Source organism: Ruegeria sp. EL01, assembly GCF_900313035.1.
GTDB lineage: Bacteria > Pseudomonadota > Alphaproteobacteria > Rhodobacterales > Rhodobacteraceae > Ruegeria.
In genome coordinates, this window is sequence record NZ_OMPS01000003.1 from 47,805 (window position 1) to 64,900 (window position 17,096).

Consider the following 17,096-nt stretch of genomic DNA (forward strand, 5'->3'; position numbering starts at 1 on the left):
ACTTGGCAATACCTACGGTGGCGCAGCGGGCTTACCGCTGATGTGGCATCAGCCATGGGATGGTCTCCTGATAAAGGTTGGTCTCAGCAACCAAACCTTCCCACCAGGGGGCCATTCCCGCCGATAGCTACTCCCCTCCCGCGTCAGCGGGTTCGTTCAATCCCTTTTGTCAACACGGCCTAGCGCAACGAACCCGGCAGCCTTTCAAGCCTCATGCCTGTTCCCAAGCTGGGGCCTTGCCGATGCGTTCGATCAAATAGTCCATGAAAACACGGACTTTGGCAGTTAACACGTTTGATTTAGGATATACCAGCCAAAGCACGGACTGATCGTCGATTTCGAACTCGGGCAGCACTCTGACGAGAGATCCTTCGCGTAATTCACTGTGTATGCTCCATAGCGAATTAAAGGATATTCCGGCCCCGCAGACCGTCGCAATCTTTTGAGCCTGACCATCATTAATGATCAGACGGCAATCTGCGAGCTGTGGGTCAAACAGGCCGGTTCTGCCATCCTTTGCTTTGAGTCTGCGTGCTAAATGACTCTGGAACCCGATCAGTGTATGTTCCTTAAGATCCACGGGTTCTTGCGGAACGCCGTGGCGGTCCAGATAATTGGGGGCAGCACAGAGAATACGTGAGTCATCTGCCAGTTTACGTGCCTTGAGGCTGGAATCTGCCAGCGTGGAATTACGCAGCGCCAGATCGAAACTCCCATCAATCAGTTCATAGACACGATCAGAGAGCTGTATCTCCAGTTTGACCTTGGGGTGTGCTTCCAGGAACTCGGCCAACAGGGGCGCGATGTACATCTTCGAAAACCCACTGGGTGCTGTGAACCGTATCGTTCCGCTGGCCTCCGGGGTATCCACTCCGAGAGCCGCCCGTGCCGCCTGCTCCTGCACGAGCAGTTCTCTTGCGTATGGCAAGAACTCTGCTCCTGCCATTGAAAGCCTGACTCTGCGTGTTGAGCGACGCAAGAGGTCGCACCCGAGTTGTTTTTCAAGTTTCGCAAGCCTCGCACTGGCAACAGCAGGTGCCAGACCAAGATCGTGACCGGCCTTGCTGATGTTTAGTGTCTCAGCCGCTTTAACAAAAAGTCGAACATTTTCCAAGTTCATAATTATATCCAAATAACGAATTCTGAATACACCTTTTGCCAGTTTAAAGTGCATACTAGAACTGTACTCTACCTTAACGACAATAAGGTGACCGAAGCTCTCATTAGTAAGTTTAACTGTCACGACGTCAATGCATCTAGCGAGTTGTTTTCGCTGGTGTTGGTTTTGGTGAAGGGGAATAGTGATGATGGCTGTTTTGGCTGCAGTCGAAGTCGGTTTGTCTGTAAAAGAATGCCACCGCGAGTGGCGGGATGATCCTGATTTCGAAGAAAGCCGTTTTGACAACGGCCCAAGTTGTCAAGAGATTGTTCTAGAGGTTTCCACGCATCCAATTGCAGTGGGCAGCTGCCAATTGCTTGATCTTTCTGACGTTTCGGTCAGCTCCGGTGTGATGGAAGGGAACACTCTGGAAACCATTGATGATATTGTACTCGATGACGTGTTCAGATTTTGCTCGAACTCACTCAACGAACCTCAATTTGGCCTGTTCGAAGGTCAATACTTTCTGTGCCTGACGAGCAACTCCAGAACCTTTAAAGCGGTCGGAGAAGTTGTTTTCATGGATGAACTTGGGTTGCCCATGTTCGGACACATCGTGCGTCTGGAATGGGGGTGTCAAGAGCGCGTCTCACTCACGCTTCCATGCTCGCTGAGCGCAGAGCGAGAATACAGGTTGATCCATGTCTCGCAGCTTGAGGACAATGTAATTGATCCATCGGACAATCCGGCTGCTTACTCGATCATTCGCGGTTTGCCTTCTTCTGGTTGTCTCTAAGCCGGGGTTGCAACAGATGCGCGCTGCAAAGGAACAAGAACAACTAATTTCGCTTCAGACGAATTCGACACAGGCAACGCAATAGCCGTCATTAAGATTGGGAGGACTAAATGGCTACAATTAACGGAACTTCCGTTGGCGATGTTATCAATGGTGGCGAAGCTGATGACACTATTCATGGGAATGGTGGTAACGACGTTATCTACGGCGATTCAGTCGATCAAAACAACTACAATCTGATAGACAATGCGAACTTCACAGCGAGCAGCTTTGGCGCGCCTTCAGCGGCGGGCTGGGTCAATTCTGGACCAGGGACTATCAATGTAGCAACCGGCCCAGGGGCGGACTACGCGTCCATTATCTCCAATGGTGGGACGACATCCCTGACGAATACTGCAGATGGTACATTCACCGGGGATATCTTTAACGCCAGCGTTGACGTGCGCTCTGCAAATGTGCTCGGGGGAAGTGCAACAGCGCGCCTTGAGATTCTGGTGAATGGCGTCGTGGTGAGTACCGAAGAACACACATTCACAGCCTCAGGTCAAACTCAAACACTATCGACAACCATAGATCCAGCGGCATTCCCCGCACTTGCCGGAGGGACAATAGAGTTTCGTGTGTCCACGGTGGGGAGCGACGCTGATCAACTGGTATTTACCAGTGCCTTTTTGTCCCAAGACAATGATGTACCGTTGCAGGGTAATGACACACTGGATGGCGGCGCTGGCGATGACACGATCTACGGGGGGGGGGGGGACGATACTATTGTCGGCGGCACGGGCAATGACATAATCGACGGGGGGTCAGGCGCTGATACAATTGATGCCGGTGACGGTGATGACCTCATACGCAATCTGGCACAAGGTCCTATTGGAACAGGCAACCTCGACAATCAAGCTGACATTATTAACGCCGGTGCAGGAAATGACACCATTGAAGCATCGTTTGGCAACGATACAATGGATGGCGGGGCTGGCATTGATCACATTGATGCGTCGGCAATCAGTTTTCAACAAGTCGTAGATTTGGAAGCGGGTACAGGAAGCTTCACGGGAACTGCGACGACTGCACAAGTTATCCTGAATGTTGAAAACTACACAAGTGGGAACGGTGCCGACATCATTACCGGATCGTCGGCTGACAACGTCCTCACGACGAATGGCGGACATGACACCGTTGACGGTGGTGCTGGAAATGACACTATCAATGCGGGTTCGGGCAATGACATAATCGACGGGGGGTCAGGCGCTGATACGCTTACCGGTGGAGTGGGGAACGATACGTTCATCGTATCATCCGGTGCCGATGTCATCACCGATTTCAACTCCGGGAATACCGGTGCGATAGATGATGGCAACCAGTCGAACAATGACTTCGTCGACCTTTCAGCCTATTACAACTCCACAACGCTTGCCGTATGGAATGCCAATAACCCTGGCAACCAATTTAGTAATCCCCTTGGATGGCTCAGAGCCGATCTTGCCGAAGATGGCGTTCTGAACGCGGCAGAGGCAGGCTGGACCGCGGGCAATTCCCTGACCTTGCAGACTGGTGGCGCACCGGTTCCAGCAACCAGTCTGACGTTCGACAACACCAACGTCGTTTGTTTTGCGGGGGATACGGTAATTACAACGATCCAGGGTGACGTGCCTATCAGCAGACTGAGTGTTGGCGACAATGTCCTGACGCTGGACAATGGCTACCAACCAATACGGTGGATCGGCTGCCGCACGCTTTCGATGGCGACCCTGATCAGTCATCCCAACCTGATGCCCATCCGGATATGTGCCAATGCTTTGGGTGAAGGGTTGCCGTCAAAAGACCTGCTCGTGTCACCTCAACATCGCGTGCTGGTCAATTCAAAGATATCCAAGCGAATGTTCGGCCAATACGAAGTGCTGGTTGCTGCAAAACAGTTGCTGGAGATTGACGGGATTGATGTCGCCGAAGACGTTACTCTGGTCGACTACTGGCATATCCTTTTCGATCAGCATGAGATCGTCTTTTCCAACGGTGCCTTGGCAGAGAGTCTTTTTACCGGCCCGGAGGCGATCAAAAACCTGCAACCCGCAGCCCGGGACGAGATATTCGAGATATTTCCAGAACTCCGCGAAGCGACATACGAAAGCACTCCATGTCGTCAGCTCGTCTCGGGGAAGATGGGGCGAAAGCTCGCTGCGCGATGCGCGCGCAACAGCAAGTTCTTGTTTGATGGCGGGCATCAGGCGGTTGGTGCCGTTGCCGACCAGTTCATGACACATTGAGGATGTGCCGTGCCCTACAAAAGCTACATACACCTGTTTTATTTGATTGGGGATACATGCCCCGGTGACCAGTGCTAACAATGCGGGGTATTCCCATGACCATAGAAACTACCGACGGTCGCGGTTCGAAATTCATTTCCTTTGCGGACGTCAGATCAGACGTGCTTACTGGGTCATCTTCCATCAAGCTGGCAGCCGTCCTGTGTTCAGACGCAAAGATGACGCGACCGAATTGGTTCTTTGAGTACCATGACAGCTTGAACAACGTTTTTGTTCTTGGGAGCAGATCAAATACGCGCCGCCCTTTCGTGGCAAGCAAGCCAAGTGGCGTTTATGGCGTGGCGGCCGAACTGGGTGTGTTACGTGTCGATTTGGAGATTCCGGCTGTTGACGATCACTGTCAGCCCCAAAAGAGCTGCGACGTCCCGCAAGCAAGAAGAGTATCATGAACACAAAAGCCTTCGCCGGCTTAAATGGCGACCATCGGGCAGGGGTATCTGAAATGGATAACCCGACCGATATCTCACCGCACACCACTCACGCACCAAACACCTCAACAAAGGGAGGATCAGCCATCCGAACTATCAGTCCAGTCGTTGCACTTCTATGCGCACTCGCCTTTTCCGGCTGCAACAATCCAACTTATTACGAAACTGCTCCGGTTGACATCGAGACATCTAAAGGAGTTGTGACCTGTCAGCTATACACGCCTAGCGTCGTCGTTTGGGATCAGGCGGTTCTCGCCCCCGAGAGCATGTCAATTCCTGAAGCGGACAGCATCTGTAAGAACGAAGGACTCCGCCGCAAAGAAGCGAGTTAACGTGACCTCCAGTTTGCGGCTGCCCGGCCCTGCTCCCCCTCCGCCGAAACGGCAGGGTCGGGTTCAATCGGTTCTGAAGGTGAAGATGTAATGGATTTGCGTTGTTGCACGGATGGCCTGATAGGAAAGGGCTCTGTCGCAAATTCTTTCATGGATCAGAGCGAGTGATCTGTCTAGACGGAGTTATCCCGCGAGCGCCGCAAACTGACGAAAGCCACATTCCAGCTGGCCGAGCTGCCCCCTGCGGATCATGTGAGCCACTTCGATCCCCGCAAGCGTCGCTGCAGCTGTGGCAAAGCTTTTGAACCCCAACATCGGTCGCGTGAGCCTTTTGATGAAACGGTGATCCTGTTCAATCATGTTGTTGAGATACTTTGATCTGACGGTGTCGATCTTCACAGGTATCCGCAGCCGCTTGAAGATCTTGTTGACCTCTTTGATACCGGCCGCGTTGCTTCTGCTTTTATCAATGGTGATCCGCTTCGGGATGCCATTGTTGGGCTTTGTTGCACAAATCGGTTGTAGGGATTCATGTCGTGAATCCAGCATGATAGCTAGTAGGTATGAGCAGCTGGACCCCAACAAAGTACAAGACCACAAACTGGTCTTCTTACAATGCTAGTCTGAAGCAGCGTGGATCGCTGTCGATCTGGTTTGATCCTGAAATGGTCTGGGTGCCACCGCCGAGTGGCAAGCGCGGTCGGCAACATAGCTTCAGTGACGCTGCGATCCAAGCTTGCCTGACCTTGAAGGTTCTGTTCGGACTGCCATTACGGCAGACCACTGGTTTTGTACAAAGCCTGCTAAAGTTGGTCGGACTGGACTGGGCCGCACCTGATTTCAGCACTCTTTGCCGTCGTCAGAAGACGCTGAACGTGAGCCTGCCGTATCGCGGCGGTACTGGCCCGTTGAATCTTCTTATCGATAGCACTGGCATCAAGTCGGAAGGTGAAGGCGAATGGAATGCCCGCAAGCACGGCGGGTCCAAACGGCGCACCTGGCGTAAGATACACATTGGAATTGACGAAGAAACACTGGAAGTGCGGGCTGTCGAGGTCACCAGCAGCAACATCGGGGATGCTCCCGTGTTGCCGGAACTTCTGGACCAAATCCCTCCTGATCAGGTCATCGGCAGTGTCACAGCAGACGGGGCGTATGACACGCGCAAATGTCACGAGGCGATAGCCGCCCGAAATGCCCACGCGGTAATCCCACCTCGCAAGAACGCCAAACCATGGAAGCCCACGAGCGCCGGTGCCACGGCACGCAACGAAGCGGTCAATGCTCAGCGATACCTAGGCCGCGCCCTGTGGCGACGATGGAGCGGATACCATCGCCGCAGCCGTGTCGAGACAAAGATGCATTGCGTGAAGCTGCTGGGGCAAAGCCTCATGGCTCGGGACTTTGACAGGCAGGTCGCGGAAATCCAAATTCGCGTTGCCGTGCTAAACCGCTACACAGCTATTGGCATACCCATCACCGAGGCCGTAGGATAAGTCCGCCCGGGGAAAGGGGAACTCCGACCTGCACCCGATTTGTACAACAGAGCCGTTTTTCGGAAAAATGTCTCGGAGTGCAGCGGCCTCATGATTATCGACTTTGATCAGTTCATGAAGAGACCGAGCAATGCAAGGTGGCATGTTATGGTCAAAAAATACCTTAACCATGTGCCTCGTCTAAGCTGCGCTCAAACCTAACGCATTTGCGAATGAGTTTTTCGGGAACTTCATAAATTTTTGAGAGGTAGTTTGTGTCGTTGAACTCAGCAAACTCTTTGTAGATCGTGCCGGTAGAGATTCCGAATTCGTCTAGAATTGGGTCACCAAAATGGCGAGTTGGGTCTAAGACCACATCTGCATGGTTCCGTGGTCTCCATCTGGCCACAACTTCCCCTTCGTACTCGAGATCGTTCAGAGATTGTGACACGATGTCCTTGAAGACTTTTTGATCGGGCCTTTTCTTAGAAAGACTCACGTAGTCACCGTCGTTCTCGATAGCTTCCATCAGTATTTCTGAACCGTCAGTTTTGAACGACTGAGACGCCAACGGCCTCTCAATACTGAACTTGTCTTGGGCAAACGAAATTGCAAATCTGATAGATTGTAGCGAGACGTTTGCGTTGCGCATTGCGGCAACGACGCGAACTTCAATCAAGTCTAGAAAACTAATCTCGGTAATTTCATCATCCAAGAATTGATAGTGCGCATTCCAAAGCGGAAGGTGCGGTCCGCTGCCGCGAGTCCAACGCAGGACTTGCTGCACATTGGTTCCAACCAAACGTGCCGCCTCCCGAGGCGTATAAACACCTTTTCCTAAAATGGCGTCGTCAAGCGGCATCAGTGCCCTCCTGTAGTCTGTCTATCGTGGAATGCGCTACAGGGGAATCCGCTAAATCACCTTTTCCTCCGCTTCGCATTCCCACCCCGCTGCCCCGGCCTGCCAGCCGTTGACCTCCCACGCGATTTCACCGCATCTTCCGAGGCTTTCTCGACCGCCCATTGGCGCGCCATGGGGTCGTCGGCGATGGCCAGATCGACCGCTTCCAGACGTTTGATCTCATCCCGGACATTGGCGGCCTCTTCGAATTCCAGGTTCTCGGCGGCTTTGCGCATCTTGTCGCGCAGACCGTCCAGATGTGCCTCCAAATTCGCGCCGTGCATCGGCTTGTCGATGGTGGCGGTGACGCGGTTCATGTCCACATCGCCCTTGTAGAGACCGGCCAGAACGTCCTCGACGTTCTTTTGCACGGTTGCGGGGGTGATGCCGTGGTCCTCGTTATAGGTGATCTGTTTGGCACGGCGGCGGTTGGTTTCCTCCAGCGCGCGCTCCATCGAACCAGTCACCTTGTCGGCATACATGATCACACGCCCATCGACGTTGCGCGCGGCGCGGCCGATGGTTTGAACCAGTGACGTTTCCGAGCGCAAGAAGCCCTCTTTATCCGCGTCCAGAATGGCAACCAGCCCGCATTCGGGGATGTCGAGGCCTTCGCGCAGCAGGTTGATGCCGATCAACACGTCAAACGCCCCCAGACGCAGGTCGCGCAGGATTTCGATACGTTCCAGCGTATCGATGTCGGAATGCATATAGCGGACCTTGATGCCCTGTTCGTGCATATATTCGGTCAGATCCTCGGCCATGCGTTTGGTCAGCGTGGTGACCAGCGTGCGATAGCCATCAGCGGTGACCTTGCGCACCTCGTCCAGCAGGTCGTCGACCTGCATCGACACGGGGCGGATTTCGACCTCGGGGTCCAGCAGGCCCGTGGGTCGGATCACCTGTTCGGTGAAGACGCCGCCGGTTTGTTCGATCTCCCACTTTGCCGGGGTGGCCGAGACAAAGACGGATTGCGGGCGCATGGCGTCCCATTCCTCGAATTTCAGCGGGCGGTTGTCCATGCAGGACGGCAGGCGGAACCCGTGCTCGGCCAGCGTGAACTTACGCCGATAATCGCCCCGGTACATGCCGCCGATCTGCGGAACGCTGACGTGGGATTCATCGGCGAAGACAATGGCGTTGTCGGGGATGAATTCGAACAGGGTCGGGGGCGGTTCGCCCGGCGCGCGGCCGGTAAGATAGCGCGAGTAGTTCTCGATTCCGTTGCAGACGCCGGTGGCCTCAAGCATTTCCAGATCGAAATTGGTGCGCTGTTCCAGCCGCTGCGCTTCGAGCAATTTGCCTTCGCCGACCAGCTGATCCAGCCGGATGCGCAGTTCTTTTTTGATGCTGATGATCGCCTGTGTCATCGTCGGTTTGGGCGTCACATAGTGCGAGTTGGCATAGATCCGGACTTGCTCCATCGTCGCCGCGCGCTCGCCGGTCAGGGGGTCGAATTCAGTGATCTGCTCCAGTTCCTCGCCGAAGAACGAGAACTTCCAGGCCCGGTCTTCAAGGTGGGCAGGCCAGACCTCAAGGCTGTCACCGCGCACACGGAAGGACCCGCGCTGAAACGCCTGATCGTTGCGGCGGTATTGCTGGGCGACCAGATCGGCCATGATCTGGCGTTGGTTGTATTCGCCGCCGACCTTCAGATCCTGCGTCATCGCCCCGTAGGTTTCGACCGATCCGATACCGTAGATGCAGGAGACCGAGGCCACGATGATCACATCGTCGCGTTCCAGCAGCGCCCGGGTCGCCGAGTGGCGCATCCGGTCGATCTGTTCGTTGATCTGGGATTCTTTTTCTATGTAGGTGTCAGATCGCGCGACATAGGCCTCGGGCTGGTAGTAGTCATAGAAAGACACGAAGTACTCGACCGAGTTTTCGGGGAAGAAGCCCTTGAATTCTCCGTATAGCTGCGCCGCCAGTGTCTTGTTGGGCGCAAGAATGATAGCGGGGCGCTGGGTTTCCTCGATCACCTTGGCCATGGTGAAGGTCTTACCGGTGCCAGTCGCACCCAGCAGAACCTGATCTCGTTCGCCTTCGAAGACACCGCTGGTCAGTTCCTTGATCGCGGTCGGCTGGTCGCCTGCGGGGGAGAACTCTGTGTGCATGACAAACTGCTTGCCGCCTTCCAGTTTCAGGCGGGCGCGCACGTCGTCGGTGGTCAGTTGGGTCTTGTCGGAATGGGCGTAGGGCATAGGCAGGCTCCGGGTCAGACCTGAAGGTTTTTTCTCAGTTTGTTCGTTTGCAAGATCTGATGCGACAGCTTTCGTACTGTCACGTCGATCATCAAGAGGTTCGAATCCAGCCACCAAGCTATTACACGGTCGATGCCGCCGCAATCTGGTTCGCCCCGATGCCGGGTCAGCGCCGCCACAGATGTCATGAGCCAGGCAACCTCGTCGATTTGCTGGAACTGTTCGAGCACGGCCCGTGCGGCCTCGGTCTCAAGGCTGCGTCTGTGGTGAATCATGTTGTCTGTCCCGCACTTTGGTCGCAGCACATTCACATGCGCTCATGACAGAAGTTGGCATTAGAGCGTGCTATATTTCGCCTGATTTCCCGCATTGTCACTATACAGAGTGCGGGCCAGTGGCAGCCCAGATCCGGCATGCTTGGGCAGATCAAGTTGTAAATCCGACTCGCTCTAGCGCGACGTCTGGCCAGTCTGTGATCTGGGCCGGGTCAGTCACAATAATCTCGGGCCGCCCTGTTTCGGTATCGGGAAACATTTTTGTCGGGCCGGTGACATAAGCGTATGACCGACGTGGTTGATCTTCGCCATCGGCGCGATAGCGGGTGAGGATCAGGTTCATGATATCCTCACCGCCACCCATATTCCCGTTCGGGATGAACAGTTGATAGGGCTGGGTTAGGCTGCCGGTATTGAACAGAATATGATCGCCCGAGGTTGGCGTGAAGTCGCGCAGCTCAATGAACACGGTGGTTTCCTGCCCGGCCTTGGCGATTTCGACCAGCCGGTCATAGTCCAGCCGGGTGTTGAACATGTTGATCTGTGGATTGCGACGCTTGATATCGCGATAGCCTTCGATGATCCGGGCGCGCAGGTCCCACCATGTGGTCAGAGGAGCATAGTTTCGCATAACCGAGCCGTTATTGGCGATCTGGTCCCAGATCCCGAGTTTGTCAGTCTGTGCCCGACGTTCGGCGTCACGGTAGCGATCGTGCAAATGCGCGAATTCGGCATATCCATATTTCTGAAAATAGGGCGACAAGCCTTCCTGAATCATCACCTGTTGAAAGTCGGTGCCGTCCTCCAGTTCCAGATAGCACAGCACACGGCCGAAATTTCCACGGTATTTCTGCAAGGCCTCTTCGCGCGGTTCGGTTCCGGGCAGGATCAGCTTAATGGTGTCGCCCGGGGTGATCAGTTTCTTGGCGCGGTCAGATGCGGCCTGGCCCATTGGGGTGACGGGCTTGCTGCCGGCAAACACCTCTTCAGTGTCCAAAGCCAGAACGCGCAGGCTTTCGCTATTGTCGTTGCCTTCATCCAGAAAGACGCGAACGGTGTCGCCGTCGACCACACGGTCCACTTTGGCTGTAAATGATGTGCCGGACATGGGATTCCTCCAAATGGTTTAAATGAACACGGCCATTCTACCATGCCGGGACGACAGTTTGTTAACTGTGACAATTGCAATCTTGTCCCGGCGTGCACTCTGACGCATAAACAGGCTCAGCCAAGTGAGTACGGAGAGGCGACATGCGCGCACGGATCTACCAGCCTGCCAGGAATGCGATGACCTCGGGTATGGCCAAGACCCGAAAGTGGGTCCTGGAATATGCCCCGTCTTCTTCGCGCGAGGTTGATCCGCTGATGGGGTGGACTTCGTCCAACGATACCCAAACCCAGGTGCGTTTGAAGTTCGACACCAAGGAAGAGGCGTTGGATTACGCCAAAGACAACGGGATCGACGTTCAGGTCAGCGAACCCCATAAGCGCAAGCCGAACTTGCGGACACGCGGCTATGGTGAAAATTTCGCGACCGACCGACGTGGTCCCTGGACACACTGAATGATCGACATCCGCGAGGCTGATCCGGGCGCAAACGATTTGCGACCTATCATTCAGGCGCATCTTGCCCATAGCTGGGACGCGACACCACAAACATCGAATCACACTATGGACGTCGATGCTCTGCGAGAGCCGGGTATTCGATTTTGGGCACTTTACGACGCGGGACAGCCCTTGGGGTGTGGTGCGCTCAAGGCATTGCCGGATGGCACTGCCGAAGTGAAATCGGTTCATGTTCTTGCAGCCGCGCGCGGTCGTGGTTTGGCGCGCGTGATGATGACCCACTTGACCGACACGGCCCGGGCCGAGGGCGTTTCAGCCCTAGTTCTCGAAACTGGCGCCGCGCATCTGACGGAATATGACGCAGCGCGCAAACTCTACGAGACTCTGGGCTATTCCTATTGCGGGCCGATCTATGGATACGACCATGATCCGAACAGCGCCTTCATGCGCTTGGCTCTTGAACCCCGGTCGTAAAAGCAGCAAGAAGGGCCCAGCGGTCCCTTAGCTCAACTGGATAGAGCAGCAATAACCACCTAAATTTCACCAATTCGTGCAATCCGTTGATTAAAAAAGATAAGTTTTTGGTGTGCTCACCAAGAGAATACCAAGTTGACTTATCTGATGGCATTGTCCAATAACAGTTAAACTGCGCCCACGTAATTCAACTGGATAGAATATCCGACTTCTAATCGGGCTGTTGGGGGTTCGAGTCCTCCCGTGGGCGCCACTTAACTGATTCTCCGTTTTAACGGTTGTGTGTGGACGCAGTTTCGTTAGTGGGTAAAAAACTGGAGGGCGCACGCCAATCTACTTGCTGTCGTGTTCCGGACTGCATTTTGAACACTGAGCCGATTTTTCAACGGTATGTTTCAAACAGCTTGCGCAAATGACTAAAGAACTGACCTTGCTGAACTCGGCAAGAACGCGCAGTTTGTTGAAACCAAATTTGGTCTTCTTCTAACACCTTAAAGTGCAATTGACCGGTATATGGTGACCGTTGCCGCCCATTGTTAGCCTTAGGTCTTAGCGGATCAAAAAACACTTGCGGCGATGGTGCTGACTGGTCCCGTTTATCCTGTCGGTCTTTAAATCGGGCTTCTAGAGCGTCAAGTATTTGATCTAGCTGTTCTTTTGAAAATTGCTCGCCACCCGCCATTGTTTGACCTCACCTTTCCTCTACCGTTTCGCCAACATTGGGTCTTGTATGGTAAAAAGTAGAAAATTCATAGTATACTTCGTGGACGAAACGCACATCTTGCGCGATTTCTCGCTACTATGGAGCAATCGCGCATAAACACCTTCTTGATAGCGTTTGCTGAAGTATTGCGACGCGAGAGGCGATCAAGGCAGTTGACCCAACAAGAGCTCGCCAGAAAGGCCAGTAAAAGTGTGCGGTACATATCATTGCTGGAAACAAGTCGACATCAGCCAACTCTAGAATCGCTGAAGCTCCTTAGTGACGCACTCGACCTAAGCGTCAGCTGCCTTCTTAAGAAGGTGGAAGATGAAGCGGCAAACAAATGAGCGATGTTCGGAATGGGCATTGCGAGTCCAAACTCAAAGTGGTTTTGATGTCTTTCTGGGCGGTCAACGATCAGAGTCATCATGAATTTCTAGATGCTTTGAACCAGCGCATCAAATTTAAATGGGCCCACTCAGACACCGTCTTGTCATTGGATATGACCTAGTTCCCGTCCCGCAGCTCGTTTCCAGCGTTGCCGATTTCCCGAACAGCCAACTCTGCGATTTTTCGAACCAGAAACCAAACGCTGCTTCGGCGCGTGTGACCCTTGATCCAGCCGGTGACATCCTTGGTCGGGATGTCGAGATGTAGGGCTTCATCTTCGAATACTCTGACCTTGTAGTCAGAGATATCCGCAAGCCCGGACATGTTCCCTGCACGGGCTTCCGCGATTGGAGTACGGTTTACATAAACAACAACTCTTAGCATTTTCGTTTTTCCTATTTTGGTGTGTCTGCACGCTTGACCCACGTGGGCCCGCCTTAGTTCCACGAGTGGTTTTTGGTCTTTTGATGCAGGAGGCCCCGCACCAGCCGTCTCAAAACTCGTACTGATCTGTGCCGCCTATAGGTGCCCACCAATGCTTCAACATCGCCCAGATCCAGCCGAAAGAACTCGGGCCTCAACCCAAACTCAGCAGCAAATTCGCTCACCAGGCTTTGAATGATTGCAGGCAGTTGCTCCGGTGTCGGAGGCGAGATTTCATAGATTGTGCAACGGCTGAGAAGAGGGGCGGGTACGCCAGTCAGATCATTTGCTGACAGAATCCAACTCACATATGAGGCATCCACGTCGGCAGCCAGGTACTTCTCTCGATATCGCTTGGCCTCAGAGGGCTCGAGCATTGCCAAAAGTTCGCCAGTGATATCCCCGTTTCGGCTCGCGTGCGTCTTGTCGATTTCGTCTAGGATGACCACTGGGTTAAGGACCCGTGCCGTTGCCACGGCCTCCGTCACAATCCCTGCATGCGCAGAACTCCATCCAACAGAGAGGCCAAACAAATGGTTCTCCGATTTGCCGCCGACGTTCGCGCTCTGCACATAAAGACCGAGAGCTTTACATGCCGCCTTTGCAAAAGCTGTTTTGCCGACGCCAGGCTCACCAACCAATAGGGTGGGTTGGATATGAAGGATGTCAGATCCGATGCTCCATCGGCACTCGATATCGTGGACCATCCCTTCGATGACGAAGTTGCAATGAGGGAACCTTTGGGAAACTGTACGAAGCTCGTTCAACGCATCAAGTGAGGCCAGTCGGGCGAACTGATTGCTCCAGGTTGTGAGCTGCTTGATATGTTCCGGCATCTCGTTTCGGAGGGTGCGCGGCAGGTACTCAAAGTCCACCTTGTCCAGAAGATACCGTGCGGCAGTGGCATTCTCACTCTTTGCGCGAGAGGCTTCCATGTTCATGTCGGCAGCATGACGTTCGGAGATGAGGCCCATGACCTCTTTCCAGCGCTTCAGACTCGTCATCTGTTCCACCGTGTCCTGGGCAAAGACCGCCAGAGCCGGATCGATTTCCCTCAAACGGTTGATTTCCGTCTGCCGCCAGTTGTCAGGCTCATCGCTAAACCTTGCGGTTTCTTCAGATCGTTGATTGATCACCTTGATAAGATCTTCAGAACTGGCTCTTTCCAAAATCATTTGCTTCACGATTTCCCAAGACGCACTGGAGTTGGCTGCGCTCAAAACAGGGCGGAGGATGTCTGCCTCGTCATGGCAGAAGCCAGCCAGCGCAAAAATCTCATCTTCTTCCCAGGTTGTTCCACTCATCGAGCTACCAACCTTTCGCGACACAGGAAGGACAGCGATGACCCGATGCGCCCCAGGCAATTTGGCCGATGTAGCCGCAGCTCCGGCATTGAAGCGCATCTCGCTTGGCACGAGTGTTCAAACGTACCGTGGGAAAGGTCTTCATCCGCTCAATGGCCGCCTCGTGCGCGTGCCAACAGCATAAATTGACATGCCAGGCAGCGATGACCTGAACTGTGGAGGCGTTACCGCACCGCTCACAGGACATCTCTGCTTCCTGCATAGCTTGCCGCAACCGCAGTTGAATGAACGTGTCTTCCTGAGCGCGATCTAGGTAGATCCGAAGCGAGCCGAATTTTTGCTTGATCTGGCCGACCGAGGGATAGCTTTCCTCACGCCGGTCGCAGTGCTTCTTGATCGCTTCAAAGCACTCAGTGACAATCCGAACCCAGCCCAGATTGTCTTTCCCCAGATGTCGTTCAACGGAGCCGTGGATGTCTTCGTAGTCGAAGGTGTCAGTCATCCGTCGGATCCCCGGTTCTAGGGGCCTCGGATTCTTGCACTGAAGCGATTTCCTCCAGCAAAGCAACAAGACGATGCAGGCCTTTTTCTGTCTCTGCCGCCACCGTCGATTTGAGAGCAGAGAAGTGTTCGTCCGGTAAATCGAACAGGCATTCAGCGACGTTTTGATGACTGATACTGTCAGGATCGAATTCGTGGAAAGGGAATACCAACCGCAGAATGGCGTCTGGAGGAAGACGGCGCCGGTCTTCTTTCCCATCGTCTGAGTACATGCGACCTGTAGCGCCATGGAACAGAAGCGTTTCTTTCAGCTCGCCAGTCTCGATGCGTGTTTTAACTTCCGATAGAAGCTCGTCGTTGGCGTAGAGCTTCAGGCGTCTTTTTAGATATTCATTTGTTTTGTGGTCTTTTGACATGGAATGCCTCCAAAGGATGGTAGGAGGCGTCGGAATCGAACCGACTCGTGCACTCTAATCTGGAGCTATCACAGGGGTATAAGCCCCGCCCGCATACCAATGCTGCCTCCCGCGTGTTTCGCGTGGGGTATCGATCAGGTCGATATTCGCTGGCAGTGGATGCGTGTGTTGGACATGGGGCGAAGCTGAACCAGCGTGGGGCATCGTGTCAACATGAAGCGTGCAAAACGTCGTGATTTACCGCGTAGTTCCGGGAACTTTCTATCCTGGGTTGTGCGTAGAGCTGCCTTCCGACCGTCTCAGGAATACAGATTTCCTGCTCAAAGTGAGAATCGGGGGGTGATTCTGGTTTCTCAAAGAGCGCTAGAACGTCCGGTTTCTTAGTCGGCGCGAACTGGCTTGAAGCTTCCGTGTCTTTTCCGAAGCCGCAGATTATCAGCTCGTACGTCACTCCACACAAGGCTATCAGTATCGCGGTCTAAGTGGAACCTGCCTGGGTCTCACCAGCCTTTTTTTACGCAGCAGGGGCATCTCCGCCTGTCGTCGGAACGATCAATCTGTCCAACGTAACCGCAAACCGAACAGGTAAGGTGCCCGGGTGCGTCCGTTCGGCGGAAACAGCGGCGTTTGTGCTCATTGAACCGCCTGGCCGCTTCCTCATGCGCGCACCAACAGCATAACGTTATGATCCAGCTTCCTAAATTCTGAGGGCGTGCTGCGTTCCCGCATTGCTCGCAACTTTGGTTTGCTCGATTGATAGTAGCTGCGACCCAGCCGCGGATGCGTTCATCCTCAGATACCTTGCTGAAGTAGATCCGGAGTTCGCCAAATTTCTCCTTGATTTGGAGTACCTTTGGATATTCGATCCCAAGCTCGTCACTGCGTACTTTGATGTGCTCAAAGAGCTCGGTCACGATCCCCAACCAGCCCAGTGGGGTCTCACCCAGTTCGAGCTCAACGCTTTTCTGAATGTTGTCGTAGTCGACCACATTGATGGTCGCTTCGGTTTCGGACATACCGTGCCCTCCTGGAGTTGCACCGGAAGTAACTTAACCAAGAGAGGCTCCCGACAGCACTTTGCCGGGACAAGGGTCCTTATTCTGGGCGTCAACTGCAAGTTGTAGTATCTATTACTACAGGAAAGTCGCGTTTCTTTGTGCTGGAATTGCAACTGCTTCTCGTCACCCATGACCACAGGAACTATCGGCCGGGCGGTGAGGTTTTTTCTAAAGCGCGTGCTTCTCCTGCTTTTGCTGCTCCAACCGTTCTATTTCGGCTTTCAACAGCGCGATCCTCTGCGTTGTCTGATGTTCCGCAATCAGATCGAGAAACATTTTGGTCTTGCCGCCGTGCTTCATGCCATAGCGCTCGTAGACCAACGCATTGAACTCATCCAGTTTCGCCTTCGGAATACGGAACTGGACATGCTCGTACTGTTCAATCTCTGTTTTTGTCATCGAAATCTCCCCTTGCCGCTAAAGG

The 17,096-nt window shown here is 53.9% G+C and carries 19 protein-coding genes, 2 tRNA genes and 1 pseudogene; 8 read left to right on the forward strand and 14 right to left on the reverse strand.

What is annotated here, in order from left to right; genetic code table 11:
• Positions 1-211 precede the first annotated feature (211 nt).
• On the reverse strand, positions 212-1,174 hold the full coding sequence (locus D9K61_RS01830) for a LysR family transcriptional regulator (RefSeq protein ID WP_254055648.1): 963 nt from the start codon (positions 1,172-1,174) through the stop codon (positions 212-214).
• A gap of 130 nt (positions 1,175-1,304) precedes the next feature.
• On the opposite strand from D9K61_RS01830, the gene D9K61_RS01835 reads away from it, so the two are divergent.
• From D9K61_RS01835 to D9K61_RS01850, 3 genes are all read left to right on the forward strand, one after another.
• Entirely contained in the window at positions 1,305-1,895 is a 591-nt protein-coding gene (locus D9K61_RS01835) for a hypothetical protein (protein WP_120631562.1), read from the forward strand.
• A gap of 110 nt (positions 1,896-2,005) precedes the next feature.
• Positions 2,006-4,162 (forward strand): Hint domain-containing protein, encoded by a 2,157-nt coding sequence (locus D9K61_RS27665; RefSeq protein ID WP_120631563.1) that lies wholly within the window; start codon positions 2,006-2,008, stop codon positions 4,160-4,162.
• Between the two features lie 445 nt (positions 4,163-4,607).
• Positions 4,608-4,982, forward strand: coding sequence for a hypothetical protein (locus tag D9K61_RS01850; RefSeq protein ID WP_254055649.1), 375 nt, complete (start codon positions 4,608-4,610; stop codon positions 4,980-4,982).
• Positions 4,983-5,165: 183 nt separating this feature from the next.
• Here the strand turns inward: D9K61_RS01850 and D9K61_RS01855 are convergent.
• Positions 5,166-5,477 (reverse strand): annotated as a pseudogene (locus tag D9K61_RS01855) (DDE-type integrase/transposase/recombinase); the annotation flags it as partial.
• Between the two features lie 68 nt (positions 5,478-5,545).
• Here D9K61_RS01855 and D9K61_RS01860 point away from each other — a divergent pair.
• The gene (locus D9K61_RS01860) at positions 5,546-6,478 is read left to right on the forward strand and encodes an IS5 family transposase (protein WP_120631566.1); all 933 of its coding nucleotides are present in this window, start codon (positions 5,546-5,548) and stop codon (positions 6,476-6,478) included.
• Positions 6,479-6,641: 163 nt separating this feature from the next.
• Here D9K61_RS01860 and D9K61_RS01865 read toward each other — a convergent pair whose 3' ends face one another.
• The 4 genes from D9K61_RS01865 to D9K61_RS01880 all read right to left on the reverse strand — a co-directional run bounded on the left by D9K61_RS01865 (position 6,642) and on the right by D9K61_RS01880 (position 10,945).
• The gene (locus D9K61_RS01865; protein WP_120631567.1) at positions 6,642-7,319 is read right to left on the reverse strand and encodes a hypothetical protein; all 678 of its coding nucleotides are present in this window, start codon (positions 7,317-7,319) and stop codon (positions 6,642-6,644) included.
• A 56-nt stretch (positions 7,320-7,375) separates the two neighbouring features.
• Entirely contained in the window at positions 7,376-9,562 is a 2,187-nt protein-coding gene (gene uvrB / locus D9K61_RS01870; protein WP_120631568.1) for an excinuclease ABC subunit UvrB, read from the reverse strand.
• A gap of 14 nt (positions 9,563-9,576) precedes the next feature.
• Complete coding sequence (locus tag D9K61_RS01875; RefSeq protein WP_120631569.1) at positions 9,577-9,837, reverse strand: hypothetical protein; 261 nt, start codon at positions 9,835-9,837, stop codon at positions 9,577-9,579.
• A 151-nt stretch (positions 9,838-9,988) separates the two neighbouring features.
• On the reverse strand, positions 9,989-10,945 hold the full coding sequence (locus tag D9K61_RS01880; RefSeq protein WP_120631570.1) for a thermonuclease family protein: 957 nt from the start codon (positions 10,943-10,945) through the stop codon (positions 9,989-9,991).
• A 143-nt stretch (positions 10,946-11,088) separates the two neighbouring features.
• On the opposite strand from D9K61_RS01880, the gene D9K61_RS01885 reads away from it, so the two are divergent.
• The 3 genes from D9K61_RS01885 to D9K61_RS01895 all read left to right on the forward strand — a co-directional run bounded on the left by D9K61_RS01885 (position 11,089) and on the right by D9K61_RS01895 (position 12,130).
• Positions 11,089-11,400, forward strand: coding sequence for an ETC complex I subunit (locus D9K61_RS01885; RefSeq protein ID WP_120631571.1), 312 nt, complete (start codon positions 11,089-11,091; stop codon positions 11,398-11,400).
• Positions 11,401-11,877 carry a GNAT family N-acetyltransferase gene (locus D9K61_RS01890; protein WP_120631572.1) on the forward strand — a complete coding sequence of 159 codons (477 nt, stop codon included), beginning with the start codon at positions 11,401-11,403 and terminating at the stop codon, positions 11,875-11,877. It abuts the gene before it with no gap.
• Positions 11,878-12,053: 176 nt separating this feature from the next.
• Positions 12,054-12,130, forward strand: a tRNA-Arg gene (locus D9K61_RS01895).
• A 129-nt stretch (positions 12,131-12,259) separates the two neighbouring features.
• Here the strand turns inward: D9K61_RS01895 and D9K61_RS26770 are convergent.
• Positions 12,260-12,559, reverse strand: a complete 300-nt coding sequence (locus D9K61_RS26770) for a hypothetical protein (protein ID WP_162946702.1) — start codon at positions 12,557-12,559, stop codon at positions 12,260-12,262.
• Positions 12,560-12,678: 119 nt separating this feature from the next.
• On the opposite strand from D9K61_RS26770, the gene D9K61_RS01900 reads away from it, so the two are divergent.
• Entirely contained in the window at positions 12,679-12,927 is a 249-nt protein-coding gene (locus tag D9K61_RS01900) for a helix-turn-helix domain-containing protein (protein ID WP_120631573.1), read from the forward strand.
• Positions 12,928-13,087: 160 nt separating this feature from the next.
• On the opposite strand, the gene D9K61_RS01905 is transcribed toward D9K61_RS01900, so the two are convergent.
• The 7 genes from D9K61_RS01905 to D9K61_RS01930 form a co-directional block, all read right to left on the reverse strand.
• Complete coding sequence (locus tag D9K61_RS01905; protein WP_162946703.1) at positions 13,088-13,354, reverse strand: hypothetical protein; 267 nt, start codon at positions 13,352-13,354, stop codon at positions 13,088-13,090.
• 53 nt (positions 13,355-13,407) lie between these two features.
• Complete coding sequence (locus tag D9K61_RS01910) at positions 13,408-14,697, reverse strand: AAA family ATPase (protein WP_162946704.1); 1,290 nt, start codon at positions 14,695-14,697, stop codon at positions 13,408-13,410.
• A 4-nt stretch (positions 14,698-14,701) separates the two neighbouring features.
• Complete coding sequence (locus tag D9K61_RS01915; RefSeq protein ID WP_120631576.1) at positions 14,702-15,199, reverse strand: hypothetical protein; 498 nt, start codon at positions 15,197-15,199, stop codon at positions 14,702-14,704.
• Complete coding sequence (locus D9K61_RS01920) at positions 15,192-15,614, reverse strand: hypothetical protein (RefSeq protein WP_120631577.1); 423 nt, start codon at positions 15,612-15,614, stop codon at positions 15,192-15,194. Before D9K61_RS01920 ends, D9K61_RS01915 begins: the two co-directional genes overlap by 8 nt.
• 17 nt (positions 15,615-15,631) lie before the next feature.
• A tRNA-Ile gene (locus tag D9K61_RS26775) sits at positions 15,632-15,725 on the reverse strand.
• 389 nt (positions 15,726-16,114) lie between these two features.
• Positions 16,115-16,630, reverse strand: coding sequence for a hypothetical protein (locus tag D9K61_RS26780; protein WP_162946705.1), 516 nt, complete (start codon positions 16,628-16,630; stop codon positions 16,115-16,117).
• 210 nt (positions 16,631-16,840) lie between these two features.
• A complete protein-coding gene (locus tag D9K61_RS01930; RefSeq protein ID WP_120631579.1) occupies positions 16,841-17,071 on the reverse strand; it encodes a DUF1192 family protein in 231 nt (76 codons plus the stop codon).
• Positions 17,072-17,096: the final 25 nt, after the last annotated feature.